Source organism: Streptomyces vilmorinianum (genome assembly GCF_005517195.1).
Taxonomy (GTDB): domain Bacteria; phylum Actinomycetota; class Actinomycetes; order Streptomycetales; family Streptomycetaceae; genus Streptomyces; species Streptomyces vilmorinianum.
On sequence record NZ_CP040244.1, the window covers coordinates 5,722,780 to 5,748,015 of the forward strand.

Sequence of the window (25,236 nt, forward strand, 5' to 3'; positions counted from 1 at the left end):
TCGCCGGGGCGCCACGGAGCGTTATCACGGCGACGTGTGTCTGCGTCCGTTCAGGGGGCAGTGGGCGCGCGGCGTATCGGGGCCGCCCCCGGCCGGGAACAGCCTCCTCATGACCTCCGAGATGACCTCCGAATCCGCGGCCGGAGCACGGCCGGTACGTGACTGGGCGGTCGACGACCTGCCCGCGCTGGACTTCGACCCGCTGCTGACCGAGCTGCTCCACGAGGAGCCGGTGGCCCGCATCCGGCTGCCGTTCGCCGCCGAGAACGAGGCGTGGCTGGTCACGCGGTACGAGGACGTACGCGCGGTGACCTCCGATCCGCGCTTCAGCCGAACGGCCCTGCTCGACCGCATGGTCACCGGGATGACCGGCCACATGGTCGCCTCGAAGGCGGCCCTGAACTACGCCGATCCGCCGTACCACACCCAGCTGCGCAAGGCCGTGACCAAGACCTTCACGGGTCAGAACACCAAGCGGCTGCGCCCGATGGCGCAGGCGAGCACGGACCGGCTGCTCGACGCGATGGAGCGGGCGGGCCGGCCCGCCGATCTGATGCGGCATCTGCACGGCCCGCTGCCGATGGCCGTGGTCTGCGATCTGCTCGGGATCCCCGAGGAGGACCGTGCGGAGCTGGCGTCCTGGCCCGATCTGATCCTCTCCTCGGGGCCCGGTCCGGAGGGCAGCAGGGCGGCCAAGGCCCAGATCCACGGCTACATCACCCGGCTGCTCGAACGGCGGCGCGCCGAGCCTCAGGACGATCTCGCCGGGGAGCTCGCCGAGGCGCTGGAGGAGGGCCGGATCAGCGAGGACGAGGCCGTCTCGCTGGCCATGGCGATCCTGATCAGCGGCGCGCACGCGGTACGGAACAACAGCGCCAACATGGTGTACCTGCTGCTCACCCGGCCGGATCTGATGGCCCGGCTGCGCGCGGAACCGGAGCTGCTGCCGCAGGCCGTGGACGAGCTGCTGCGCTGGATCCCGCACCGCAACGGCGTCGGACTCCCCCGGATCGCCACCGAGGACGTCGAGGTCGGCGGGGTGCTGATCCGGGCGGGCGAGGCGGTGTACGCGTCCTACCTCGCCGCCAACCGGGACCCGTCGGTCTTCGAGGACCCGCACGAGGTCGACTTCGACCGGACGGGCACCGGCCATGTGTCCTTCGGACACGGACCGCACCACTGCATGGGCGCGATGCTCACCCGGATGGAGTCCGAGGTGATGATCTCCACCCTGCTGCGGCGCTATCCGGAACTGCGGCTCGCGGGCCCGGCCGAGGAGACGGTGTTCCAGTCCAAGGGGCTCATCCGCGGCCCGAAGGAGCTGATCGTCACGTGGTGAGGGGCGGCTACGGCCGGTCGTACGCCTCGGTCAGCTCGCGGCAGCGCTTGACGTCCCCGGCCATCGCCACCAGGAGATCGTCCAGGGTGTCGAACTTCAGCATGCCGCGGACGTAGGAGAGGAAGTCCACGGCCACGTGCAGGCCGTACAGGTCGAGCCCCTCGCGGTCGATCGCGTACGCCTCGACCGTCCGCTCCGTGCCGTCGAACTGGGGGTTCGTGCCGACGGAGATCGCGGCCGGCATGCGCTCGCCGGCGGCCGTCAGCCAGCCCGCGTACACGCCGTCCGCCGGGATGGCGGTGTGCGGCAGGGTCTCGACGTTGGCCGTCGGGAAGCCGAGCTCGCGGCCGCGCTGCGCGCCGCGGACGACGATGCCCTCGACGCGGTGCGGGCGGCCGAGGATCTCGGCGGCGCCCTCCATGTCGCCCTCGGCGACCAGGCGGCGGGTGAGCGTGGAGGAGAACGGCTCCCCGCCGCCCGCCGTGCCGCTCACGAAGAGGTCGACGACCTCGACCTCGTAGTCGTACGTGCCGCCCAGCTCGGCCAGGAAGTCGACGGTGCCGGCCGCCCGGTGTCCGAAGCGGAAGTTCGGGCCCTCGATGACGGCCTTCGCGTGCAGCTTGTCGACGAGGACCTTCACGATGAAGTCGGCGGCGGAGAGCTGCGAGAACTCGGCCGTGAACGGCAGGACGAGGGCCGCGTCGACGCCCAGCTCCGCCATGAGCTCCGCGCGCCGGTGGTGCGGGGCGAGCAGGGGCGGGTGGCTGCCGGGCCGCACGACCTCGGAGGGGTGCGGGTCGAAGGTGACGACGACGGAGGGGACGCCGAGCTCACGGGCGCGCTCCACGGCCCGCCCGATGATCAGCTGGTGCCCGCGGTGCACACCGTCGTAGGAGCCGATGGTGACGACGCTGCGCCCCCAGTCCTGGGGAATGTCCTCCAAGCCACGCCAGCGCTGCACTGTGACCGCTCCTCGTCCGCCTGTTCGCCGATTACGCAGGTCTAAGACTGCCATGCCCACGGCCCTCGGCCCGCATCGGCATGGAACTGCCGAGGCCGCGGAGCGTACGGCGGGTGCCGGGAGCGACGACGGCGGACCATTCGCCGGGGGCGGCGGCCAGCCAGCCGGCCAGTTGTGCGGCGAAGGCGGGGACTTCGCGGGCGAGCTCGACGAGCCGCCGGTCGAGGCAGGTGGCGCCTTCGGGGGTGCGGGCCAGGAGGAGGCCGGTGCGGTGGACGAGGTCGCGGGTGCGGACCTCGGCGCGCCGCTCGCAGTCGAGGGCGGCGGCCCGCAGCAGGGCGTCGAGCACGGCCAGGTCCCGGGCCTCGTACCGCTCGTGGTCGAGGAGTACGTCGAGGAGTTCGGTGCGCAGGAGGCGGGAGGCGCCGGTGCCGGGCGCGGCGAGGACGGGGGCGAGCGCGCTGCGGACCTGCACGGGCCGGCCGCGGAGCAGGCCGGTGACCAGGGGGAAGAGGACGGCGCGGGCGGCCGGGCCGTGTTCGAGGCGGCGGTCGACGAAGGCGGCGACGTGGGCCGCGGCGGCGGTGTCGGAGGGCCGGCGGTCGACGTACTCCCGTACGAGGGCGGCGGCGCGGCGGGCGAGGGCGGGGGTGGTGACCTCGGCGAGCGCCCGCAGGGTCTCCCCCGCGGCCTCCCCCGGCCCGTGCAGCCGGGCCTGGAGGGCGGCGAGCACCGGTTCGGGGTGGGTGGGCAGCGCGGTGGCGAGCGCGCTCGCGGGGACCCGCGGGTCGCCCAGGGCGCGGGGCAGGTGCCGGGCGCGGGTGTGCGGGTCGCGGACGAGGAGACCGAGGGCGTCGCCGTGCAAGGCGGCGTCGCCGGGACGGGCGAGGAGGGCGAGGGCCGTGTACCGCAGGAGTTCGCGGTCGGGGTCGGTCGTGACGTGCTCGGCGACCAGGCATCCGTACGCGGCCGCGGCGGCGCGGCGCGCGGGCCGGCCGTCGTCGTGCGCCCACCGGTCCACGGCCCGGCACACGGCGGACGGCTCGTCCTCGACGAGCACGGCGAGGAGCCCCTCGGCGAGCGGGTGGGCGGTGGCGACGAGCGCCTCGCACAGGTCGTCGACGGCCAGGTCGCGGTGGGTGTGCAGCAGCGCCTGCGCGGCGGTGCCGACGGTGGCGTACGGGGCGGCGGCAAGCGCCCGCCCGTCGCCGAACCAGCGGCAGAGCAGCGGCTGTACGCCCCGGGGCTCGGCGACGAGCCGGGCGGCGACGGCGTCGAGATACCGGGGCGCCGCGTCACCCCCGGGCGCGGCGTCGGCGGGCACGAGCCGCCGCAGCAGATCCAGCCGCTCTCCCTCGGTGAGCCGAAGGGCGACCCAGAAGGGGGGCCCGAAGGGGGTGAGGGCCGCTCCCTCGGGCGGGACGCAGGGTCGCGGCACACGCGAGGGCACGAGGGCGCCGGCAGGCACCCCGAAGCCCGGACCCGCGGCACCCGCGTCGGGCGGCGTGACCGGGCCGGGGCCATGAGGCTCGGGTGCCCTCTGAACCGGAACGCCCCCGGCAGGCGCCCCGAAGCCCGGACTCGCGGCACCCGCGTGGGGGCCGAACGAGGGCGCGAGGGCGCCGGGAGACGTCCCGAAGCCCGGGCCCGCGGCACTCGCGTCGGGCGGGGTGCCAGGACCAGGGCCTTGCGGCTCGGGTGCCCTCTGAGCCGGAACGGGTCCGGCCTCGTGGTGCGGGAGGGCGGGTCGGGTCGTCTGTGGCGACGGACGCGCACCGATGAGGTCGGCGAGGCGGCGTAGGACGGGGAGGTACGGCCTGGGGTCCGGGAGCCCCTGGAGGGCCTGGGCGAGCAGGCGGGAGCCCCACCAGGCGGCGTCGGTGGCCCCCAGGCCGGCGGCGGAGAGGCGGTCCAGGGCCTCGGCCAGGCCGGTGAGCCGCAGCCCCAGGGCGACGGGGCCCTGTTCGCGGCCCATGAGCAGCAGCGCCTGGACGACCGGGCCGATCCGGTGCCGGGGCACCGGGAGGGGATCCGGCGCTCCGGGGCCGGAGCCCGAGCCGGGGGCGCCGGGCCGCGCGCCGCGCCGGGACGGGAGGCGGACGGGCGCGCCCTCGTGCCAGCGGTGGACCAGCGCGTGCAGCGCCCCGTCGACGTCCAGGTGCGCGCCCTGCACCCAGTCGGCGAGCTCCTCGTGGCCGAAGCGGTAGCCGGGTCCTGCCGGGACGACGAGGCCCTCGGTCAGGACGGCGGACGCCCAGCCCGTCCGCCAGGGGAAGAGCTCCTCGAAGGACTCCCGGTCCAGTTCGCCCTGCCCGGGGCCGAGGCACCGCCGGGCGGCCTCGTGGACCTGCCCCGCGACCCGCGCCGCGAGCCGCCGTACGGCGGTGCCGCGCACGAGCGGGCGGGACCCGGCGGCGATCCGTACCGCGATCCGCAGAGACATCAGGTCCAGGTAGGCACCGAAGATCTCGTCCCGCCCGGGCCTTCCCGGCACCTCCCCGGGCAGCGCCTCGCGCACCTCGGCCAGCAGCCGCAGCGCGAGCGGATGCCGGGTGTCGTCGGCCGCCAGGTGGGTGGGTGCGAGCCCGTACCGTCCCCGGGCGAGCCCCGACTCGTCCTCGGAGAGGTCACCGACGACCACGGCACCGGCCGTATCGGGCCCGCGCATCGACGCCGAGCCGCCCACCCCCTCCGGACCGGTCCGCGGGTCCCGTGGGTGCAGGGACTCCGGGGCGTACAGCCGTCCCGCGACCTCCCAGTGCTCCGGGCGGCAGCCGAGGAGGAGGCGGACGCCGTGGGTGCGCAGCCAGGTCTCCGTGCCCGTCGTCCAGGCGGGGAGGCGGTGGGCGAGCGCCGGGGGCATCTCCTCCGGGCCGTCGAGGACGATCAGCAGGGGGCGGCCGGCCTCGCGGGCGAGCGTGGCGGCCCGTTCGGGGGTGGCGGTGGTGGCGTCGCCACGGGCTCCGGACGCGGCGACGATCCGGCCGGCCTCGCGCAGCACGCGGCCGACGGCGTCGGCGACCGAGGCGTCCTCCGCGCGCAGGTCGGCGCCGCGCAGCCAGACGGTGGGGGCCGGTGCGGCGCCCCTCGCCCGCTCCGCGCAGTACGCGGCGAGCGCCGTGGTGCGGCCCGTCCCGGGGACGCCGACGAGCGCGAGCACCAGCGCCTCTCCGCTCGCGAAGGACGCGAACTCCCGGGCGCAGTCGGCCCGTTCGACGGGCTCGGTCCATGCCTTGGGCGCGCCGGCCGATCCCGTCGACGTGGCGGTGAGCTCCAGGACGCCCGCCAGGTTGAGTTCCCGCCCGTAGCACGGCACGGTCGCGGCGTTCCGCCGCAGCAGCGCGGCCAGCGGCTCCACGGCCGCGAGCGGCAGCGCGTATCCGGCGGCGGGCCGCTCGCCGTGGAGCGCGGTGCCGAGGACGGCGAGGACGGCTCCGGTGGCGGGGTCCACGACGGGCCCGCCCGCGGCCTGCCCGCCCAGGCGCAGCGCCTCGGCGCCCTCGGTGCCGATGGCCAGCTCCCAGGCGTTCCGGAGGACGTGGAAGCGGTCGGTGGCGGTGTACGTGACGGTCGCGGCGCCCAGGACCCGCGCCTCGCGCCAGCCGTGCGCGGCGATCCGTACGTACATCCCGGCCTCGACCTCCGTGCGGGCCGAGACCGGCAGCGGGCGGACGCCGAGTCCCTCGGTGCGGACGAGCGCGAGACCGGACTCGGGCAGGGCGGTGATGGCGTCGGCCTCGGCGAGGCACGTCCGCTCGCCGGAGGCGTGCAGGACGATCCGTACGAGCCCGTCGACGGCCTCGTGGCTGGTGACGACGGTCCCCCGGTCGTCGGCGACGAAGCCCGTTCCGCGCGGCCGGCCCGCTCGATCGCAGATCCGTACCAGTGTCGCCAGGTCCCCGCGTCCCATGGTGTCGACGGTAGGTCGACGGTGATCACTTCGAGAAGCTCGCCGGACGAACGCGCCCCCGAGCGCTCCCCCGGTTCACTCCGAGCGCCTGCTCGAAGGGGTGAATGCTCGGATCCGAGTGGATAGACAGTCCCCGGAGGGGGATCGTGGAGCGGGCACGCGCGCGTGCCCGCTCCACCATGACCTACGAGACAGGTCAGCCGAAGACGGCGAGGCTCTTCGCCTTGCCCTTCTGCTCCTCCACGAGGGCGAGCAGCCGGTCCTCAGGCCCGAAGACGGCCACCGGGCCGTCGGGGTACGAGGGCATCTCCAGGCGGACGCCGTTCAGCAGCAGCCGGGCCCGCTTCTCGTCGACGTCCCAGCGGGGGAACGCCGCCGCGGCCGCGTCGGCGACCGGCATGACCGTCAGCTCCTCCTGGAGCTGGTCGAGCGTCTTCGCCGAGTCCAGCTTGTACGGGCCGACCCGGGTCCGCCGCAGCGCGGTCAGATGACCGCCCACGCCGAGCCCGGCGCCCAGGTCGCGGGCGAGCGCCCGGATGTACGTACCGGAGGAGCAGACCACGGAGACGACCAGGTCGACCACGGGCGTGCCGTCCTCGGCGACGGCGTCCCGCACGTCGTACACCTGGAAGGAGGAGACGGTCACCGGACGGGCCGGGATCTCGAACTCCTCGCCGCCGCGCACGCGCGCGTACGACCGCTTGCCGTCGATCTTGATGGCGGAGACCTTCGACGGCACCTGCATGATGGCGCCGGTCAGCTCCGCCACGCCCGCGTCGATCGCCTGACGGGTCACCTTGGACGCGTCCACGGACGCCGTGATCTCGCCCTCGGCGTCGTCGGTGATCGTCGTCTGGCCGAGGCGGATGGTGCCGAGGTACTCCTTCTCGGTCAGCGCGAGGTGACCGAGCAGCTTCGTCGCCCGCTCCACGCCGAGGACGAGGACGCCCGTCGCCATGGGGTCGAGCGTGCCCGCGTGGCCGACCCGGCGGGTCCTGGCGATCCCGCGCATCTTGGCCACGACGTCGTGCGAAGTGAAGCCCGACGGCTTGTCGACGATGACAAGGCCGTCGGGCGTCTTGGTGTGCTGCTGGCTCATTCGGCGGCGTCGTCCTCGTCACCGGGCTTGCGGTACGGGTCCGCGTCGCCGGCGTACGTGGCGCCCGAGGACGCCTGTCGCACCTGGGCGTCCGAGGCCCGCGCCTTGTCGAGGAGGTCCTCGATCGTCTTGGCGGTCTCCGGGAGGGCGTCCGCGACGAAGGTCAGCGTCGGGGTGAACTTCGTCCCCGCCGCGGCGCCGACGGCGGAGCGCAGGATGCCCTTGGCGCTCTCCAGGCCGGCGGCCGCGCTGGCCCGCTCCTCGTCGTCGCCGTAGACCGTGTAGAAGACCGTGGCCTCCCGCAGGTCACCGGTGACGCGGGTGTCCGTGATGGTCACGTGCGTACCCAGGCGCGGGTCCTTGATGCCGCGCTGCAGCTTCTCGGCGACCACCTCCCGGATGAGGTCCGCCAGCTTCTTCGCCCGCGCGTTGTCGGCCACTGGTCCTTCTCCTTCTTTGCCTTGCTCATTCAGTCTTCATCAGTGTGGAGCCGGCGTCGCACCGACAGCAGCTCCACCTCGGGCCGGGCGGCGATCAAGCGCTCGCACCGGTCCAGTACGTCTGTGAGGTGCCCCGTGTCCCCCGAGACCATCGCGACGCCGATCTCGGCCCGCCGATGGAGGTTCTGGCCGCCGGTCTCCGCCACGCTCACCGCGAACTTGCGCTGGAGCTCGGCGACGATCGGCCGTACCACGGAGCGTTTCTCCTTCAACGAACGTACGTCGCCGAGGAGCAGATCGAAGGACAGTGTCCCCACATACATGTATGTCCGGATGTCCCGCCGGTTCGGGTTCAGTGGCCCCGCCAACCGCTTGGCAGGGACACCAGAACCGTACACGCAACGGCCGGGGCCGATCGACGGAATAACTTCCGGCGACCGGCCCCTGCTCACTGCTGCGATCAGACGCGCGGCTTCTCGCGCATCTCGTACGTCGCGATGACGTCGTCGATCTTGATGTCGTTGAAGTTTCCGAGGTTGATACCACCCTCGAAGCCTTCGCGGATCTCGGTGACGTCGTCCTTGAAGCGGCGCAGACCCTCGATGTTGAGGTTCTCCGCGATGACCTTGCCGTCGCGGATGAGGCGCGCCTTGGTGTTGCGCTTGACCTCGCCCGAGCGGATGAGGACACCGGCGATGTTGCCCAGCTTGGACGAGCGGAAGACCTCGCGGATCTCCGCCGTACCGAGCTCGACCTCTTCGTACTCCGGCTTGAGGAGGCCCTTGAGCGCCGCCTCGATCTCCTCGATGGCCTGGTAGATCACCGAGTAGTACCGGACGTCGACGCCCTCGCGCTCCGCCATCTGCGCGGCACGGCCCGCAGCGCGGACGTTGTAGCCGATGACGATGGCGTCGGAGCCCATGGCCAGGTCGATGTCGGACTCGGTGACCGCACCCACACCGCGGTGCAGGACACGGATGTCGACCTCTTCGCCGACGTCGAGCTGGAGCAGCGAGGACTCGAGAGCCTCGACCGCACCGGACGCGTCGCCCTTGATGATGAGGTTGAGTTCCTGGACCAGACCGGCCTTGAGCACCTTGTCGAGGTCCTCGAGGGACACCCGGCGGACGCGCTTGGCGAAGGCGGCGTTGCGCTCACGCGCAGCGCGCTTCTCGGCGATCTGACGGGCCGTACGGTCCTCGTCGACCACCAGGAAGTTGTCGCCGGCACCCGGGACGTTGGTGAGACCAAGGACCAGGACGGGAGTCGACGGGGTCGCCTCCTCGACGTTGTTGCCCTTGTCGTCGAGCATCGCCCGGACACGGCCGTACGCGTCGCCGACGACCATCGTGTCGCCGATGCGCAGCGTTCCGCGCTGGACCAGGACGGTCGAGACGGCACCGCGACCGCGGTCGAGGTGGGACTCGATCGCAATACCCTGCGCGTCCTGGTTCGGGTTGGCCCGCAGGTCGAGCGAGGCGTCGGCGGTGAGGACGACGGCCTCCAGCAGGGAGTCGATGTGCAGACCCTGCTTGGCGGAGATGTCGACGAACATCGTGTCGCCGCCGTACTCCTCGGCCACCAGACCGAACTCGGTCAGCTGACCACGAACCTTGGTCGGGTCCGCGCCCTCGACGTCGATCTTGTTGACCGCGACGACGATCGGCACACCGGCCGCCTTGGCGTGGTTCAGCGCCTCGATCGTCTGGGGCATCACACCGTCGTTGGCCGCCACCACGAGGATCGCGATGTCGGTCGACTTCGCACCACGGGCACGCATGGCGGTGAACGCCTCGTGACCCGGGGTGTCGATGAAGGTGATGCGGCGCTCTTCACCGTTGACCTCGGTGCCCACCTGGTAGGCACCGATGTGCTGGGTGATGCCGCCGGCCTCGCCCGCGACGACGTTCGTCTTGCGGATGGCGTCGAGCAGTCGGGTCTTTCCGTGGTCGACGTGACCCATGACGGTGACGACCGGCGGACGGGAGACCAGAGCCTCTTCGCCGCCCTCGTCCTCGCCGAACTCGATGTCGAAGGACTCGAGCAGCTCGCGGTCCTCCTCCTCGGGGGAGACGATCTGAACCGTGTAGTTCATCTCGTCGCCGAGGAGCTGCAGCGTCTCGTCGGAGACGGACTGCGTGGCCGTGACCATCTCGCCGAGGTTCATCATCACCGCGACGAGCGACGCCGGGTTGGCGTTGATCTTCTCGGCGAAGTCGGTGAGGGACGCACCGCGCGACAGGCGAATGGTCTCGCCGTTGCCGCGAGGCAGCATCACGCCGCCGACCGACGGGGCCTGCATGGCCTCGTACTCCTGGCGCCTCTGACGCTTCGACTTGCGACCGCGACGCGCGGGACCGCCGGGACGACCGAAGGCGCCCTGCGTGCCACCACGGCCACCCGGGCCACCGGGACGGCCACCGAAGCCGCCGGGACGACCGCCGAAGCCGCCGCCACCGCCGCCGGGACCACCCGGACGACCGCCGCCGCCACCGGGACCACCGGGACGACCGGCGAAGCCGCCGCCGCCACCGCCGGGACCGGCCGGACGGCCGGCGAAGCCGCCGCCGCCGGGACGACCGCCGCCGCCACCCGGACGACCGCCGGGGCCACCACCGGGGCCACGACCGCCGGGGCCACCACCGGGACGCGGGCCGGCAGCGGGACGCTGCGGCATCATGCCGGGGTTCGGACGGTTACCGCCGGGCGCGCCGCCCGGACGGGGAGCCTGCGGACGAGGCATCCCACCGGGGGTGGGACGCGCGCCGCCCTGACCCTGGGGGCGCGGGGCGCCACCGGGGCCGCCCTGCGGACGCGGGGCACCCGGAACGGCACCGCCGCCGGGACGGGGGGCGCCGCCACCCGGACGGGGCGCCTGCGGGCGCGCCATTCCGGTGGAGCCACCCGAGGTGAAGGGGTTGTTGCCCGGACGGGGACCGGCCGGACGGGCGCCGGGACGCGGCGCGCCCTGGCCCTGCGGACGCGGGGCACCCTGGCCCTGCGGACGCGGCGCGCCCTGACCCGGACGGGCGGGACGCTCGCCGGCGGGACGGGGTCCCGGGGTCGCGCCACCGGGACGCTGACCGGCGGCGGGAGCCGACGGAGGCGCGGTGAACTCGGGTGCGGCCGGAGCCGGCGTGACCGGCTTGGGCGCGGGCTTCGGACCCGGGCGGGGGCCCGAGGCGGCCGGAGCCGGAGAAGGGGTGCTGCTCGCCGGGGCGGCCGGAGTGACCGGGGCCGCGGGCGCGGCGGGCGCCGGCTTGGGGGCCGGGGCGCCGGGCTTGGGGGCAGCGGGACGTGCCGCGGCGGCCGGAGACGGCGCCGAGGGCTTCGAGGGGGCGGCCTTACGAGGCGCGCCAGGCTTCGCAGCGGTCTTGCCGGCGCTACCGCCGGGACCCTGCAACGCATCAGTCAACTTGCGCACGACCGGCGCCTCGATTGTCGAGGACGCCGAACGGACGAATTCACCGAGTTCTTGGAGCTTGGCCATGACGACCTTGCTCTCCACACCGAACTCCTTGGCGAGTTCGTATACCCGGACCTTAGCCACTTCGCTCCTTTTAGGTCCGGTTACCGCCGGACCGTCGCTACTTCATGGGCGTACTCATCGCGTACTCATCGAGTGCTCATCGCAATCTCGACCTACTTCCAACTCGCGAGGTACCTGACCGCACGGTCTTCCGTGCCGTACTTCTTCTTACGGTGCTGCCTGCTCGACGTGGTAGCGAATATCCGCCGTTTCGAGCGGTCCCTGGACCTTGAAGGCCCTCGGAAACGCCCGGCGGCGGACCGCCAGGTCGAGACAGACCGAGGCGGGGTGCAGATACGCACCCCGGCCGGGCAGCGTACCGCGATGATCGGGGACGCATGCGCCCTCGACCGCCACGATGCGCAGCAGATCGCTCTTGGCCGCTCGCTCCCGGCATCCCACACAGGTTCGCTCAGGGCACGCGCGGGCGTGCGTCCGGCCAGACACGCTTAAGTCTACCTCCCCGTAGCGACCTCACCCGTTTGGGGCAAAAATCGAACGGTCGTTTGTCGTGATCTCACCGTCGCACAACGTGACGGCGGCGCGATCTATTCCCCGGGACCGGACTCAGTGCCGGTCGCGGTCCCGCTCCCGCTCGTCCTCCGAGGGGTGCTCGGTGTCCGGGCGGATGTCGATGCGCCAGCCGGTGAGGCGGGCGGCGAGGCGGGCGTTCTGCCCCTCCTTGCCGATCGCCAGCGACAGCTGGTAGTCGGGCACGGTCACCCGGGCCGAACGGGCGGCCAGGTCGACGATCTCGACCTTGGAGACCCGGGCCGGGGAAAGCGCGCTGGCCACCATCTCGGCCGGGTCGTCGGACCAGTCGACGATGTCGATCTTCTCGCCGAGCAGCTCCGCCATGACATTGCGCACGCGGCTGCCCATGGGGCCGATGCAGGCGCCCTTGGCGTTCAGGCCCGAACGGGTGGACCGTACGGCGATCTTGGTGCGGTGACCCGCCTCACGGGCGATCGCCGCGATCTCGACGGAACCGTCCGCGATCTCGGGGACCTCCAGCGCGAAGAGCTTCTTCACCAGATTGGGGTGGGTGCGCGAAAGGGTGACGGACGGACCGCGGACACCCTTGGCGACCCGGACGACGTACGTGCGCAGCCGCAGACCGTGCGTGTACTCCTCGCCCGGCACCTGCTCCTGCACCGGAAGGATGGCTTCCAGCTTGTCGTCCAGCTTGACGAGGACGTTCTTCGGGTCCTTGCCCTGCTGCACCTGGCCGGCGACGATGTCGCCCTCGCGGCGGGCGTACTCGCCGAAGGTGACGTCGTTCTCGGCGTCGCGCAGACGCTGCTGGATGACCTGACGGGCGGTGCTCGCCGCGATCCGGCCGAAGTCCGACGGGGTGTCGTCGAACTCCTTGGGCTCCTGCCCCTCCTCCAGTTCGGCGGGGTCTTCCTTCGCCCACACCGTCACATGACCGGTCTGCCGGTTCAGCTCCACGCGCGCGTGGCGGCGGGCCGAGGGGGTGCGGTGGTAGGCGATGAGGAGGGCCGACTCGATCGCCTCGACCAACAGGTCGAAGGAGATCTCCTTCTCTTGTGCCAAGCCCTTCAGGAGCTTCACGTCGATGTCCACGGCTACGCCTCCTCTTCCTTCTTGTCCTTGCGGCTGAATTCGATCTCGACACGCGCCTTGGCGATGTCGGCGAACTCGACCCGGCGGGCGGTGGGCTTGCGCCCCTTCACGCCCGGCACTTCGAGGTCGAGGCCGTCGTCGTCCACGGTGAGGATCCGCGCGATCACCTCGCCACCTTCATGCAGCTGCAGTTTGACCAGTCGGCCGGTCGCGCGCACGTAGTGGCGGTGCTGGGTCAGGGGGCGCTCCGCGCCGGGGGAGGTGACTTCGAGGACGTACTCGCCCTCGCCCATCGCGTCCGTCTCGTCGAGCTTCTCGGAGATGGCACGGCTCAGCTCGGCACAGGCGTCCAGCTCCACGCCCTCGTCCGAGTCGACGATGACCCTCAGCAGTCCGCGGCGGCCGGCCCGGGACACCTCGATCTCCTCGAGATCCAGGTCCTTCGCGTGGACGAGCGGCTCCAGGAGTCCGCGCAGCCTGTCGCTCTGGGTGGTGCTCATCCGGGTGACTCCTCGGCCGCGTGTGCTGTTGTGGGTTTCGTCGCGTGTCAGACCAAAGGGTATCCGGTCCCGGGGGGTGTTGCCGTCCACGGGGCCGGGGGCCGCGGGTACGCTCGCCTGCGGTGATCTTCGAGCGAGGCCGAGGGAGTGAGTGTGGGGCGCACGGGGACGGTAGGCAGGCGTGCGCTCCTGGCGGCCGGGGCGGTGACCCTGGCCGGCTGCACCTCCGAGGGAGGCGGCGAGCGGCCGAGGAAGCCGACGGCGGCCGAACGGGCGGCGCTGGCCGAGGCGGCGCTGCGCCGCAGGTCGGCGACGACGAGCCGGACACTGCTGGAACGTTACGACGCGGTGCTCGCCGCGCACCCCTCGCTGACGGCCCGGCTGACCCCGCTGCGGGCCGCGGTCGCGGCGCACGCCACCGCGCTGGGCGAGGGGGCCACGGGCACGGCCCCGTCGGCGTCCGCTCCCGCGACACCGGCCGGCCCGGGCGCCTCTCGCACTCCGGGTGGTACGGCGGGCCCCGCCGCCACCGCGACGCCGGCGCCCGCAGTGGCGGCGGACCCCGCGGCGGCCCTGACGGACCTCGCCGCCGCGTCCCGCCGGACCGCCGACACCCACGCGGCCACACTGCTCGACGCGCCGCCCGAGTACGCCCGGCTGCTGGCCTCGGTGGCCGCGGCCGGTGCGGCGCACGCGTATCTGCTGACCGAAGGAGGCCGTCGATGAGCGCCCGCGAGATCGCTCTCGACGCGGCACAGGCCGCGCTCGCCGCTGAGCACGCGGCGGTGTACGGGTACGGGGTCGTCGGCGGCCGGATCGGCGCCGAGCGGCGCGCGGAGGCCACGGCGGCGTACGAGGCGCACCGGGCCCGGCGGGACGCGCTGCGCAGGACCGTACGGGACCTGGGCGGCGAACCGGCCGCCGCGGCGGCCGGGTACGAGCTGCCGTTCGCGGTGCCGGACACGGCCGCCGCCGTACGGCTCGCCGCGGTCCTCGAGGACCGGGTGGCCGGGGTGTACTCCGATCTCGTACGGGCCGCGCAGGGGCCGCTGCGGCGCGACGCGGCCGCCGCGCTCCGCGAGGCGGCGGTACGGGCCGTTCGCTGGCGCGGCACCGACGTAACCTTTCCTGGGCTCGCCGAGCGGGTGTGAGTCAGGCCCTGACCAGACTCCGGTACTGCAGAAGGAACAACGCACGCATGGGTTTCGAACCGCCGCAGCGACTGGTGCGGGCGCTCGGCGAGACGTACGGGGACGCTGTCGCGGCCGAGTGGCTCGGGAAGCTGCCCGAGCGCGCGCTCAGCGCGCTGGAGCACACCTCCCTGGACGCCGAGCGGGTGATGGCACCCGGCGGCCGCAGCAGCCTGGTGGTGCTCGTACGGCAGGCCGACGGCTCCCCCGCGGCGCTGAAGGTCGCCCCCGACGTCGCCCGGCCCGACCTGGAGCGGGACGCGCTGGCGCACTGGAACGGCTGGGGCGCGGTGCGGCTGCTCGACGCGCCAGAGGACGGCTCGCTGCTGCTCGAACGGCTGCACCCCGACGTGTCGCTGCGGTCCCTGCCGGAGGCGAAGGCGCTGCTCGAGGCGGCGGGGACGGTACGGAAGCTGTGGGTGGACCCGCCCGCGGAGCACGGCTTCGAGTCGGTGGCCGAACGCACGGCCCGGCAGGCGGCGGCGATGGAGCCCTACCGCGCGGACGCCGAGGCCGGGGCGGTGACGGCCGCCGCGCTGGAGGCGCGCGAGGAGCTGGTGGCCCTCTCCCCCGAGACGCTGCTGCTGCACGGCTGCTTCCGCCAGGGCAAGGTCCTGGCCGGTGACCGCGCGCCGTGGCTGGCCGTCGGCCCCGAGCCGCTGGTCGGCGAGCGCGCCTACGACCTGGCGCGGCTGGTCCGGGACCGGGTCGAGGACCTGGTGGCGTCCTCCGCGGGGGCCTCCTCGGCCCGGCGGCGGGTCAACAAGCTGGCGGACTCGCTGGAGGTGGACCGGGAGCGACTGCGCGGCTGGACGCTGTTCCGGGCGGTCGAGTCGGGGACGCGGGCGCTGACGGCGGGCCGTCGGCAGGACGCGGAGCTGCTGTTGGAGTTCGCGGGCTGGCTGTAGGGGAATAAGCCTGAGGTAACGCTCGGCTCGGACCTCAGGGGGCCGTGATGGTCGAGGAGCTGTTGGCAGCGGCGGCGGCGGCCGGAACAGCGGCCGTGGTGTACGTGGCGGCGGCCGCGCGTGTGGTGAAGCAGTACGAGCGGGGCGTGGTCTTCCGCTTCGGCCGGCTGCTGCGCGATGTCCGTCAGCCGGGTTTCACGATGATCGTGCCGATCGTGGACCGGCTGCACAAGGTGAACCTCCAGATCGTGACGATGCCGGTGCCGGCGCAGGAGGGCATCACCCGGGACAACGTGACGGTGCGGGTGGACGCGGTCGTGTACTTCAAGGTGGTCGACGCGGCGGACGCGCTGGTGCGGGTGGAGGACTACCGGTTCGCGGTCTCGCAGATGGCGCAGACGTCGCTGCGGTCGATCATCGGCAAGAGCGACCTGGACGACCTGCTGTCGAACCGGGAGAAGCTCAACCAGGGGCTCGAGCTGATGCTCGACAGTCCGGCGATGGGCTGGGGTGTGGCGATCGACCGGGTGGAGATCAAGGACGTCTCGCTGCCGGAGACGATGAAGCGCTCGATGGCGCGGCAGGCGGAGGCGGACCGGGAGCGGCGGGCGCGGGTGATCAACGCGGACGCGGAGCTGCAGGCGTCGAAGAAGCTGGCGGAGGCGGCGGGTGTGATGTCGGCGCAGCCGGCGGCGCTGCAGCTGCGGCTGTTGCAGACGGTGATGGCGGTGTCGGCGGAGAAGAACTCGACGCTGGTGCTGCCGATTCCGGTGGAGCTGCTGCGGTTCCTGGAGCGGGCGGCGCCGACGCCGGGCGCTCCTGCGCCGGGGTCGCGGCCGACGGCCCCGCCGGAGATCTTCCAGGAGCCACTGCCGGGCCTCCCCGCCGGACCGGAGGCCCTGGAGAGCGCGGAGAGTCCGGACACCCCGGAGTCCCGGGTGACCACCGACCTGCCGGACCTGGCGGACTTCCCGGACCTGGCAGCGCTCCCGGACCTCCCGGACGACACGATGACGGGCGCCCCGGCGGACCCGGAGCCCCGGAACGAGACGCCCTGAGGGCCCACGACGGTAGGGCGAAGCGCGGACACGGCGGAGCGGGGTGGACTCCCGATGGGAGTCCACCCCGCTCCGCACCCGACTACGCGCTGAGGCGCGCGATGGCCTCGGCCACCGGGAGCTCCTCGCGGTCGCCCGTGCGGCGGTCCTTCAGTTCGACGATGCCCTCGGCGGAGCGGCGCCCGGCGACCAGGATCTTCGGGACGCCGATGAGCTCCGCGTCGGTGAACTTCACGCCCGGGGAGACGCCCGCGCGGTCGTCGACCAGGACGCGCAGGCCCGCGGCGGCGAGCTTGTCGGAGACCTCGAGGGCCAGCTCGGTCTGGAGGGCCTTGCCCGCGGCGACGACGTGGACGTCGGCCGGGGCGACCTCGGCGGGCCAGCACAGGCCCTTGTCGTCGGCGGACTGCTCGGCGAGGGCCGCGACCGCGCGGGAGACGCCGATGCCGTACGAGCCCATGGTCACGCGGACCGGCTTGCCGTTCTGGCCGAGGACGTCGAGCTTGAGGGCGTCGGCGTACTTGCGGCCCAGCTGGAAGATGTGGCCGATCTCGATGGCGCGGTCCAGCTTCAGGCCGGTGCCGCACTTCGGGCACGGGTCGCCCTCCTGGACGACCACGACGTCGACGTACTCGTCGACCTCGAAGTCACGACCCGCGACGACGTTCTTGGCGTGCGTGTGCTCCTTGTTGGCGCCCGTGATCCACGAGGTGCCGGGGGCCACGCGCGGGTCGGCGAGGTACGTGACCTTCTCGCCCAGGCCCTGCGGGCCGACGTAGCCACGGACCAGGTCCGGGCGGCCCGCGAAGTCGGACTCGGTGACCATCTCGACGGTGGCCGGCGCGAAGTGCGCCTCGACCTTGTCCAGGTCGACCTCACGGTCACCGGGCACGCCCACGGCGACGATCTCGCCGTCGACCTTCACCAGGAGGTTCTTCAGCGTCGCGGAGGCCGGGACGCCGAGGGAGGCGGCGAGGGTCTCGATGGTCGGGGTGTCCGGGGTGGGGATCTCCTCGGCGGCCGCGACGGCGGAGCCGTCCACCGGCGTGAGCTCGTAGGTGATCGCCTCGGTGTTGGCGGCGAAGTCGCAGTTCGGGCAGTCGGCGAAGGTGTCCTCGCCTGCCTCGGCCGGGGCGAGGAACTCCTCGGACTTCGAGCCGCCCATCGCGCCCGCGGTGGCGGCGCAGATGCGGTAGTCGAGGCCGAGGCGCTCGAAGACGCGCTGGTAGGCCTGGCGGTGCAGGGCGTAGGACTGGGCGAGGCCCTCGTCCTCCGTGTCGAAGGAGTACGAGTCCTTCATCAGGAACTCGCGGCCGCGCAGGATGCCGGCCCGCGGGCGGGCCTCGTCGCGGAACTTCGTCTGGATCTGGTACAGGATGACCGGCAGGTCCTTGTAGGACGAGCACTGGTCCTTGACCAGCAGGGTGAAGATCTCCTCGTGCGTCGGGCCGAGGAGGTAGTCGCCGCCCTTGCGGTCCTGGAGGCGGAAGAGCTCGGCGCCGTACTCGTCCCAGCGGCCGGTCGCCTCGTAGGGCTCACGCGGCAGCAGGGCGGGGAGGGAGACCTCCTGGGCGCCGATGGCGTCCATCTCCTCGCGGACGACGCGCTCGACGTTGGCGAGGACCTTCTTGCCCAGGGGCAGCCAGCTCCAGATGCCGGCGGCGGTGCGGCGGACGTAGCCGGCGCGGACGAGGAGCTTGTGGCTGAGGACCTCGGCGTCCGCCGGGTCGTCGCGCAGCGTCTTCGCCATCAACTGGGACATGCGCTGGACCGGTGCGTTGGCCATGGTTCTCGTACTCCTGCCGGGTAAGGGTGATGGCTAGGAGGTTAGCCGGGCGGCCCCGGCTCGGTGAAATCAGTTCCGCCCGCCGCCCCTGCGCCGCAGCGGCAGCGGGGCGCCCATCACCGCGTACGGGCGCGGCGCGCTCGGACCGCATCCCCCGGGGGCAACCCCCGGACCCCCGGCAGGGGCGCGGGTCACCGCCTCCGCAACGGCAGTGGGGCGCCCATCACCGCGTACGGCCGCGGCGCGCTGGGGAAGTGGACCTGGCGGGCCAGGTCGGTGTAGCCGAGGGTCCGGTACAGGGCGCGGGCCGGGCTCTCGGTGTCGATCGCGGAGAGGATCGAGCGGGGCAGGTCCGACTGGTCGGTGATGGTGGTGATCAGCTGTCGGCCCACGCCCCGCCCCTGGTAGGCGGGGTGGACGTGGAGTTCGGTGATGACGAAGGAGTCGTCCAGCCACTTCTCGTTGTCGGTGGCGCGCAGGTACGGCTGCACGATCGTGGACCACCAGTGGGTGCGGTCGTTGGGCATCCCGTACACGAAGCCGACGAGGCGGCCGGTGGTGGTGATCGCGCCGTACGCGCGGGCGCCGGGGTTGAGCAGATGGCGCAGCACGATGTGGCGTCGTACGACGATCTCGTCCTCGCTCAGCCCGAAGGCGAGCGCCTGCACGGCGAGGGCCTCGTCCACGCGCGCGGCGAGGTCGACCGGTCCGATCGTGACGTCGGCGTCAGCGTCATCCATGCGCCGCACCTTACAAGCGCCTCAGAAGAGCACGCTCATGAAGGCGCCGACCTCGCGGAAGCCGACGCGGCGGTAGGCGGCCCTGGCCGGGGTGTTGTAGTCGTTGACGTACAGGCTGACCACGGGGGCGACGTCGGCGAGGGCGTAGCGCAGCACGGCGGCCATGCCGGTCTCGGAGAGGCCCTTGCCGCGGTGTTCGGGGGCGACCCAGACGCCCTGGATCTGGCAGGCCTGGCGGGTGGCGGCGCCGATCTCCGCCTTGAAGACGACCTTGCCGTCCTCGATCCGGGCGAAGGAGCGGCCGGCTCCGACGAGCTCGGCGACGCGGGCCTGGTAGAGCAGTCCGCCGTCGCCGGCCATCGGCGAGATGCCGACCTCCTCGGTGAACATGGCCACGCACGCGGGCATGATCACCTCCATCTCGTCCTTGCGGATACGGCGGACGAGGGGGTCGGGTTCGACGGTGGCGGAGGGTTCCTCGGTGACCATCAGCGGCTGGTGGGGGCGGACGTCCCTCGCGGGGCCCCAGCTGGGCTCCAGGAGCCGCCAGAGCTGGGCGGTGGGCTCGGCGGGGCCGACGATGGAGGAGCAGCGGCGGCCGGTGCGGCGGGCGCGGTCGGCGAAGGCGCGGACGGCCTCGGGGGTGGCGCAGAGGGGGACGAGGTTGGCGCCGGAGTAGCACAGCGAGCGCAGGCGCCCGTCGGCGTACCAGCCCCACATCTCGCCGCCGAGGCGCCAGGGGTCGAGTCCGGCGGCCTGGACGCGCGCCGTGACGAAGGCGTTCTCGACGGGGGCGCTCTCCAGGACGGCGAGTGCGGCGCCGAGGTCGGCGGGTTCGAGGACCCGGGTGGTGGTCTGCGTCAACACGAGGGGGCCTCACCATGCGGTCTGCTGATTCTCCGCACTGTACCTGGCGCGTCGTGGACGTGGCGTGCGAGCGCGACGAAGCCCCGCCGCGGCCCGGTGGGAGGGCTGTGCGGCGGGGCTTCGTGACGTCCGTACGGGGTCGGGCTCAGGCGGTCAGACGCCGATGGCGACCGTCGGCTCGCCCGACGTCACGCCGTCCTTCTCCATCTGCTCGGCGATCTTCATCGCCTCCTCGATGAGGGTCTCGACGATCTTCGACTCGGGGACGGTCTTGATGACCTCGCCCTTGACGAAGATCTGGCCCTTGCCGTTGCCGGAGGCGACGCCGAGGTCGGCCTCGCGGGCCTCGCCGGGGCCGTTGACGACGCAGCCCATGACGGCGACGCGCAGCGGGACCTCCATGCCCTCCAGGCCGGCGGTGACCTCTTCGGCGAGCTTGTAGACGTCGACCTGGGCGCGGCCGCAGGACGGGCAGGAGACGATCTCCAGGCGGCGCTGGCGCAGGTTGAGCGACTCCAGGATCTGGATGCCGACCTTGATCTCCTCGGCCGGCGGGGCGGAGAGGGATACGCGGATGGTGTCGCCGATGCCCTCGGAGAGCAGCGCGCCGAAGGCGACGGCGGACTTGATGGTGCCCTGGAACGCGGGGCCGGCCTCGGTGACGCCGAGGTGCAGCGGGTAGTCGCACTGGGCGGCGAGCTGGCGGTAGGCGTTGACCATCACGACCGGGTCGTTGTGCTTGACCGAGATCTTGATGTCGCGGAAGCCGTGCTCCTCGAAGAGGGAGGCCTCCCAGAGGGCGGACTCGACGAGCGCCTCGGGGGTGGCCTTGCCGTACTTCTTCAGCAGGCGGGCGTCGAGGGAGCCGGCGTTGACGCCGATCCGGATCGGGGTGCCGGCCGCGGAGGCCGCGTTCGCGATCTCCTTGACCTTGTCGTCGAACTGCTTGATGTTGCCGGGGTTGACGCGAACCGCGGCGCAGCCGGCGTCGATGGCGGCGAAGACGTACTTCGGCTGGAAGTGGATGTCGGCGATGACCGGGATCTGCGACTTCTTCGCGATCGTCGCGAGCGCGTCGGCGTCGTCCTGCGTCGGGCAGGCCACGCGCACGATCTGGCAGCCGGAGGCGGTCAGCTCGGCGATCTGCTGCAGCGTGGCGCCGATGTCGGAGGTGCGGGTCGTCGTCATGGACTGCACCGAGACGGGGGCGTCGCCGCCCACCGCGACCGATCCGACCTGGATCTGACGGCTCTTGCGCCGCTCAGCGAGCTTCGTCGGAACGGACGGCATACCGAGAGAAATCGCGGTCATCAGCTGTACAACCCCAAGGTGTGGTTCATCGGGCTCAGGTCTTCGAGATTACCGCCCCGGCGGCGGGCGGCCGGACACCCCGGGGGTCCGGCCGCCCGGTCGTCACGTCAGCTTCACCGGGTTGACGATGTCGGCGGCGAGGACGAGCAGGGTGAAGCAGACGAAGACGCCCGCCACCACATAGGCCACCGGCATCAGCTTGGCGACGTCGAACGGGCCCGGGTCGGGCCGCCTGAAGATCCGCGCGGTGTGGCGGCGTACGGACTCCCACAGGGCGCCCGCGATGTGCCCGCCGTCGAGCGGCAGCAGCGGCAGCATGTTGAACAGGAACAGCGAGACGTTGAACATCACGACGAGCTGCAGGAAGAAGACCAGGATGGTCTGCGGCGGGGCGTCGATGTTCATGAGCTCGCCGCTGATCCGGGCCGCGCCGACGACGCCGACCGGGGAGTCCTGCTTGCGCTCGCCGTCGCCGAAGGTGGCGTCCCACAGGTCCGGGATCTTGCCGGGCAGCGCGAGAACGGCCTCGGCGCCGGCCTGGACCTGGTCGGTCATCCGGGTCGCGGACTCGCCGAAGCTCAGCGGGACGACCTCACGGGCGGACTCGAAGCCCAGATAGCCGGCCGGGACGTAGGCGAGCGGCTTGGCGACGTTGCCGTCGGCGTCCTTCTTCAGCACCTTGTTCTCGAGGAGCTGGGGGTGCAGGTCCACTTCCTTGCCGTCGCGCAGGACGGTGACGGTGGCCGGGCCGATCGTGGCGCGGATGCGGTCGGAGAGAGTGTTCCAGTCGCTGACGCGCTCACCGTTGAAGGCGACGATCCGGTCGTCCTTGAGCAGGCCCGCGGCCTTCGCCGGCGAGGGGCGGTCGCCCGCCTGGCAGGTGTCGCGCTTCTCGCTCTGGTCGATGACGCAGTGGGTGACGCCGCCGACCTTGGTGGTCTGGGTCTCGAACCCGATGGCCATGGCGCTGCCGAAGAAGAGCAGGACGGCCAGGATCAGGTTCATGAACGGGCCGGCGAACATCACGATCACGCGCTTCCACGGCTTGCGCGTGTAGAAGAGCCGGGTCTCGTCGCCGGGCTGGAGCTCCTCGAAGGAGGCCTCGCGGGCGTCCTCGATCATGCTGCGCCACGGCGAGGTGGAGCGGGCCTCGATCCGGCCGTCCTTGCCGGGCGGGAACATGCCGATCATCCGGATGTAGCCGCCGGCCGGGATGGCCTTGATGCCGTACTCCGTCTCGCCCTTCTTCCTCGACCAGATGGTGGGGCCGAAGCCGACCATGTACTGGGGCACGCGGATGCCGAACAGCTTGGCCGTGGAGAGGTGTCCGAGCTCGTGCCAGGCGATGGAGATCACCAGGCCGATCGCGAACAGCACCACGCCGAGGAGCGTGAGGAGAATGGTCATGCGCGCGCCTCCGCGATTGCCTTCGCTGCCAGTTCCCGGGCCCGGGCACGGGCCCAGGTCTCCGCTTCGAGGACGTCCGACACGGTGAGCGAGGTTCCCTTGGCGGGCATGCCGCTCCGCTTCGCTCCGCCTTCGGCCGTGCTTTCTTCGTTCACGGACGAGCCGAAGCGCTCGGTGACGACTGCGGTGACCGTATCGATGATTCCGTTGAACGGCAGCCTTCCGGCGAGAAACGCCTCGACGCACTCCTCGTTCGCCGCGTTGAAGACGGCGGGTGCGGTGCCGCCGAGCTCGCCGACGTGCCGGGCGAGGCCGACGGACGGGAACGCCTCGGTGTCGAGGGGGAAGAACTCCCAGGTGGAGGCCTTGGTCCAGTCGAAGGCGGGGGCGGCGTCCGGGACGCGCTCGGGCCAGCCGATGCCGATGGCGATCGGGCCGCGCATGTCCGGCGGGGTGGCCTGGGCGAGGGTGGAGCCGTCCGTGAACTCGACCATCGAGTGGACGTACGACTGGGGGTGGACGACGACCTCGATGCGGTCGAAGGGGATGTCGTAGAGGAGGTGCGCCTCGATGACCTCCAGCCCCTTGTTGACCAGCGTGGCGCTGTTGACCGTGATGACCGGGCCCATGGCCCAGGTGGGGTGGGCGAGGGCGTCCTCGCGGGTGACGTGCGCGAGCTCTTCGCGCGTACGGCCGCGGAAGGGGCCGCCGGAGGCGGTGACGACCAGCTTGCGGACGTCGGCCCTCGTCCCGGCCGCCAGGGCCTGGAAGAGGGCGGCGTGCTCGGAGTCGACCGGGATGATCTGGCCGGGCTTGGCGCGCTCCTTGACCAGCGGGCCGCCGACGATCAGCGACTCCTTGTTGGCGAGGGCGAGGGTGCGGCCGGCTTCGAGGGCGGCGAGGGTGGGCGCCAGGCCGATGGAGCCGGTGATGCCGTTGAGGACCGTGTGGCAGGGGGAGGCGGCCACCTCGGTGGCGGCGTCCGGGCCGGCCAGGATCTCGGGCAGGTCGGCCTCGGAGCCGTAGAGCCCCGTCAGCGCCTCGCGCAGCTCGGGCACGACGTCCTCGCGGGCGACGGCGACCGTGGCGACCTTCAGCCGGTGCGCCTGCTCGGCGAGCAGCCCGACCCGGCCGCCGGAGGCGGCGAGGGCCGTGACCCGGAAGCGGTCGGGGTTGCGCAGGACCAGGTCGATGGCCTGGGTGCCGATGGACCCGGTGGAGCCGAGGACGACGATGTCCCGGCGGCCTTCGGCAGGATCGAAGGCGATGTGCGGGTCGGCGAGAGGAGAGGGGCGGTCGCTCATGCCCCCCATTCTTGCCGCAAAGGCCGGGCGGACTTCACGGGGTGGGGCGGAAAGCGGCGAACGCCGTTCCGAAGGCGTGGTGGAAGTCGGGGAACGTCTTCCGTACGCAGCCGGGGTCGTCGAAGGTGATGCCGGGGGTGCGCAGGCCGGTGACCGCGAAGGACATGACGATCCGGTGGTCGCCGTGGGTGGCGATCTCGACCGGCCCCGCGGGCGTGCCGGGGTGGATCTCGATCCAGTCGGGTCCGGTGGTGACGGTGACGCCGAGGCGGCGGAGGTTCTCGGCGCAGGCGTCGAGGCGGTCGCACTCCTTGACGCGGGTGTTGGCGACGTCCTCGATCCGGACCGGTCCGTCGGCGAAGGGCGCGAGGGCGGCGAGCGTCGGCATCGTGTCGGAGATGTCGCGCATGTTCACGGTCAGTCCGCGCAGGGTGCCGGTGCCGCGGACGGTGGTGGCCGTGTCGGTGATCTCCATCTCGGCGCCCATGCGGCCCAGGACGTCGACGAAGCCGAGGTCGCCCTGGAGGGCGCCGGTGCCGAGGCCGGGGACGGTGACGGTGCGGCCGGGGCCGAGGGCGGCCGCGGCGAAGAAGTAGGAGGATGTGGAGGCGTCGGGCTCGATGGCGTAGGTGGTCGCCTTGTACCCGGTGGGCGCGACGGTGTACGTGCGGCCCTCCTGGGTGATCCGCGCCCCGAAGGCCCGCATCATCGCGAGGGTGATCTCGACGTACGGCTCCGAGACCAGGTCGGTGACCGTGATGGCGAGGCCCTCGGCGGTGAGCGGGCCGAGCATGAGCAGCGCGGTCAGGTACTGGGAGGACTGGCCGGCGTCGAGGGTGAGGGCGCCGCCCTTGATGCCGCGGGCGGTGACGGTGAGGGGGTGGTGGCCCTCGTGCTCGTGGTGGCGGAGGTCGACGCCGAGAGTGCGCAGGGCGGTGGTGAGGGGGCCGAGGGGGCGGCGGCGCATCTGCGGGGAGGCGTCGAAGCGGTACGTGCCGTGGCCGGCGGCGGCGAGGGTGGGGAGGAAGCGGGCGGTGGTGGCGCCGTCGCGGCAGTAGACGTCGGCGTCGTCGGCGCCGGGCCCGGCGGGGCGCCCTTCGATGTGCCAGGCCCCCGGCTCCTGCCGGACCTGGTAGCCGAGGGCCTTGAGCCCTTCGGCGAAGCCCTCGGTGTCGTCGGAGAGGAGAGGCCGGAGGAGGGTGGTGGTCCCGTCGGCGGCGGCGGCGAGGAAGAGCGCGCGTGCGGTGACGGACTTGGAGCCGGGGATGTCGATGACGGTCACGGTGCCATGGTGCCGTGA

The 25,236-nt window shown here is 72.8% G+C and carries 21 protein-coding genes; 5 read left to right on the forward strand and 16 right to left on the reverse strand.

Annotated elements, in window-relative coordinates; genetic code table 11:
- Window positions 1–121: 121 nt before the first annotated feature.
- A complete protein-coding gene (locus tag FDM97_RS26465) occupies window positions 122–1,339 on the forward strand; it encodes a cytochrome P450 (protein ID WP_254705769.1) in 1,218 nt (405 codons plus the stop codon).
- A 7-nt stretch (window positions 1,340–1,346) separates the two neighbouring features.
- On the opposite strand, the gene FDM97_RS26470 is transcribed toward FDM97_RS26465, so the two are convergent.
- From FDM97_RS26470 to rimP, 9 genes are all read right to left on the reverse strand, one after another.
- Complete coding sequence (locus FDM97_RS26470) at window positions 1,347–2,300, reverse strand: bifunctional riboflavin kinase/FAD synthetase (protein WP_137992996.1); 954 nt, start codon at window positions 2,298–2,300, stop codon at window positions 1,347–1,349.
- A 31-nt stretch (window positions 2,301–2,331) separates the two neighbouring features.
- Window positions 2,332–6,210, reverse strand: coding sequence for a trypsin-like peptidase domain-containing protein (locus tag FDM97_RS26475; protein ID WP_137992998.1), 3,879 nt, complete (start codon window positions 6,208–6,210; stop codon window positions 2,332–2,334).
- 196 nt (window positions 6,211–6,406) lie between these two features.
- Window positions 6,407–7,309: a tRNA pseudouridine(55) synthase TruB gene (gene truB / locus FDM97_RS26480; RefSeq protein WP_137993000.1), complete on the reverse strand. Its 903-nt coding sequence runs from the start codon at window positions 7,307–7,309 to the stop codon at window positions 6,407–6,409.
- Window positions 7,306–7,749, reverse strand: coding sequence for a 30S ribosome-binding factor RbfA (gene rbfA / locus FDM97_RS26485; RefSeq protein ID WP_137993002.1), 444 nt, complete (start codon window positions 7,747–7,749; stop codon window positions 7,306–7,308). Before rbfA ends, truB begins: the two co-directional genes overlap by 4 nt.
- 29 nt (window positions 7,750–7,778) lie before the next feature.
- Window positions 7,779–8,072 (reverse strand): DUF503 domain-containing protein, encoded by a 294-nt coding sequence (locus FDM97_RS26490; RefSeq protein WP_137993004.1) that lies wholly within the window; start codon window positions 8,070–8,072, stop codon window positions 7,779–7,781.
- A 137-nt stretch (window positions 8,073–8,209) separates the two neighbouring features.
- A complete protein-coding gene (gene infB / locus FDM97_RS26495; protein ID WP_137993006.1) occupies window positions 8,210–11,299 on the reverse strand; it encodes a translation initiation factor IF-2 in 3,090 nt (1,029 codons plus the stop codon).
- Window positions 11,300–11,446: 147 nt separating this feature from the next.
- Entirely contained in the window at window positions 11,447–11,725 is a 279-nt protein-coding gene (locus FDM97_RS26500; RefSeq protein ID WP_137993008.1) for a YlxR family protein, read from the reverse strand.
- A 120-nt stretch (window positions 11,726–11,845) separates the two neighbouring features.
- Window positions 11,846–12,865, reverse strand: coding sequence for a transcription termination factor NusA (gene nusA, locus FDM97_RS26505; RefSeq protein ID WP_137993010.1), 1,020 nt, complete (start codon window positions 12,863–12,865; stop codon window positions 11,846–11,848).
- A 2-nt stretch (window positions 12,866–12,867) separates the two neighbouring features.
- Window positions 12,868–13,365 carry a ribosome maturation factor RimP gene (gene rimP / locus FDM97_RS26510; RefSeq protein WP_137993012.1) on the reverse strand — a complete coding sequence of 166 codons (498 nt, stop codon included), beginning with the start codon at window positions 13,363–13,365 and terminating at the stop codon, window positions 12,868–12,870.
- A gap of 153 nt (window positions 13,366–13,518) precedes the next feature.
- Here rimP and FDM97_RS26515 point away from each other — a divergent pair, with 153 nt between their 5' ends.
- The 4 genes from FDM97_RS26515 to FDM97_RS26530 are packed head-to-tail and all read left to right on the forward strand — an operon-like array spanning window position 13,519 to window position 16,521.
- On the forward strand, window positions 13,519–14,091 hold the full coding sequence (locus FDM97_RS26515; RefSeq protein WP_137993014.1) for a hypothetical protein: 573 nt from the start codon (window positions 13,519–13,521) through the stop codon (window positions 14,089–14,091).
- Entirely contained in the window at window positions 14,088–14,516 is a 429-nt protein-coding gene (locus FDM97_RS26520; RefSeq protein ID WP_137993016.1) for a ferritin-like domain-containing protein, read from the forward strand. The genes FDM97_RS26515 and FDM97_RS26520 overlap by 4 nt, the downstream gene beginning before the upstream one ends.
- Window positions 14,517–14,563: 47 nt before the next feature.
- A complete protein-coding gene (locus FDM97_RS26525) occupies window positions 14,564–15,463 on the forward strand; it encodes an aminoglycoside phosphotransferase family protein (RefSeq protein WP_137993018.1) in 900 nt (299 codons plus the stop codon).
- A 47-nt stretch (window positions 15,464–15,510) separates the two neighbouring features.
- Window positions 15,511–16,521 (forward strand): slipin family protein, encoded by a 1,011-nt coding sequence (locus tag FDM97_RS26530; protein WP_254705770.1) that lies wholly within the window; start codon window positions 15,511–15,513, stop codon window positions 16,519–16,521.
- Between the two features lie 82 nt (window positions 16,522–16,603).
- Here the strand turns inward: FDM97_RS26530 and FDM97_RS26535 are convergent, their stop codons facing one another.
- The 7 genes from FDM97_RS26535 to aroA form a co-directional block, all read right to left on the reverse strand.
- Window positions 16,604–18,307, reverse strand: coding sequence for a proline--tRNA ligase (locus FDM97_RS26535; protein WP_137993021.1), 1,704 nt, complete (start codon window positions 18,305–18,307; stop codon window positions 16,604–16,606).
- A gap of 191 nt (window positions 18,308–18,498) precedes the next feature.
- The gene (locus FDM97_RS26540) at window positions 18,499–19,047 is read right to left on the reverse strand and encodes a GNAT family N-acetyltransferase (protein WP_137993023.1); all 549 of its coding nucleotides are present in this window, start codon (window positions 19,045–19,047) and stop codon (window positions 18,499–18,501) included.
- A 21-nt stretch (window positions 19,048–19,068) separates the two neighbouring features.
- Window positions 19,069–19,914: a GNAT family N-acetyltransferase gene (locus tag FDM97_RS26545; RefSeq protein ID WP_175439243.1), complete on the reverse strand. Its 846-nt coding sequence runs from the start codon at window positions 19,912–19,914 to the stop codon at window positions 19,069–19,071.
- A 153-nt stretch (window positions 19,915–20,067) separates the two neighbouring features.
- Entirely contained in the window at window positions 20,068–21,225 is a 1,158-nt protein-coding gene (ispG, locus tag FDM97_RS26550) for a flavodoxin-dependent (E)-4-hydroxy-3-methylbut-2-enyl-diphosphate synthase (protein ID WP_137993025.1), read from the reverse strand.
- 102 nt (window positions 21,226–21,327) lie between these two features.
- Window positions 21,328–22,632, reverse strand: a complete 1,305-nt coding sequence (locus tag FDM97_RS26555) for a M50 family metallopeptidase (protein ID WP_137993027.1) — start codon at window positions 22,630–22,632, stop codon at window positions 21,328–21,330.
- Window positions 22,629–23,936 (reverse strand): 1-deoxy-D-xylulose-5-phosphate reductoisomerase, encoded by a 1,308-nt coding sequence (gene dxr / locus FDM97_RS26560; RefSeq protein ID WP_137993029.1) that lies wholly within the window; start codon window positions 23,934–23,936, stop codon window positions 22,629–22,631. The genes FDM97_RS26555 and dxr overlap by 4 nt, the downstream gene beginning before the upstream one ends.
- A gap of 34 nt (window positions 23,937–23,970) precedes the next feature.
- Entirely contained in the window at window positions 23,971–25,218 is a 1,248-nt protein-coding gene (gene aroA / locus FDM97_RS26565; RefSeq protein WP_137993032.1) for a 3-phosphoshikimate 1-carboxyvinyltransferase, read from the reverse strand.
- Between the last annotated feature and the right edge of the window lie 18 nt (window positions 25,219–25,236).

Excerpts from the sequence above, each read along its gene's own strand:
- dxr (WP_137993029.1), bottom strand. The coding sequence starts at position 23,936 with ATGAGCGACCGCCCCTCTCCTCTCGCCGACCCGCACATCGCCTTCGAT.
- FDM97_RS26535 (WP_137993021.1), bottom strand. The coding sequence starts at position 18,307 with ATGGCCAACGCACCGGTCCAGCGCATGTCCCAGTTGATGGCGAAGACG.
- FDM97_RS26525 (WP_137993018.1), top strand. The coding sequence starts at position 14,564 with ATGGGTTTCGAACCGCCGCAGCGACTGGTGCGGGCGCTCGGCGAGACG.
- FDM97_RS26475 (WP_137992998.1), bottom strand. The coding sequence starts at position 6,210 with ATGGGACGCGGGGACCTGGCGACACTGGTACGGATCTGCGATCGAGCG.
- truB (WP_137993000.1), bottom strand. The coding sequence starts at position 7,309 with ATGAGCCAGCAGCACACCAAGACGCCCGACGGCCTTGTCATCGTCGAC.
- FDM97_RS26465 (WP_254705769.1), top strand. The coding sequence starts at position 122 with ATGACCTCCGAATCCGCGGCCGGAGCACGGCCGGTACGTGACTGGGCG.
- FDM97_RS26530 (WP_254705770.1), top strand. The coding sequence starts at position 15,511 with ATGGTCGAGGAGCTGTTGGCAGCGGCGGCGGCGGCCGGAACAGCGGCC.
- FDM97_RS26555 (WP_137993027.1), bottom strand. The coding sequence starts at position 22,632 with ATGACCATTCTCCTCACGCTCCTCGGCGTGGTGCTGTTCGCGATCGGC.
- FDM97_RS26490 (WP_137993004.1), bottom strand. The coding sequence starts at position 8,072 with ATGTATGTGGGGACACTGTCCTTCGATCTGCTCCTCGGCGACGTACGT.
- FDM97_RS26540 (WP_137993023.1), bottom strand. The coding sequence starts at position 19,047 with ATGGATGACGCTGACGCCGACGTCACGATCGGACCGGTCGACCTCGCC.
- ispG (WP_137993025.1), bottom strand. The coding sequence starts at position 21,225 with ATGACCGCGATTTCTCTCGGTATGCCGTCCGTTCCGACGAAGCTCGCT.
- FDM97_RS26520 (WP_137993016.1), top strand. The coding sequence starts at position 14,088 with ATGAGCGCCCGCGAGATCGCTCTCGACGCGGCACAGGCCGCGCTCGCC.
- rimP (WP_137993012.1), bottom strand. The coding sequence starts at position 13,365 with ATGAGCACCACCCAGAGCGACAGGCTGCGCGGACTCCTGGAGCCGCTC.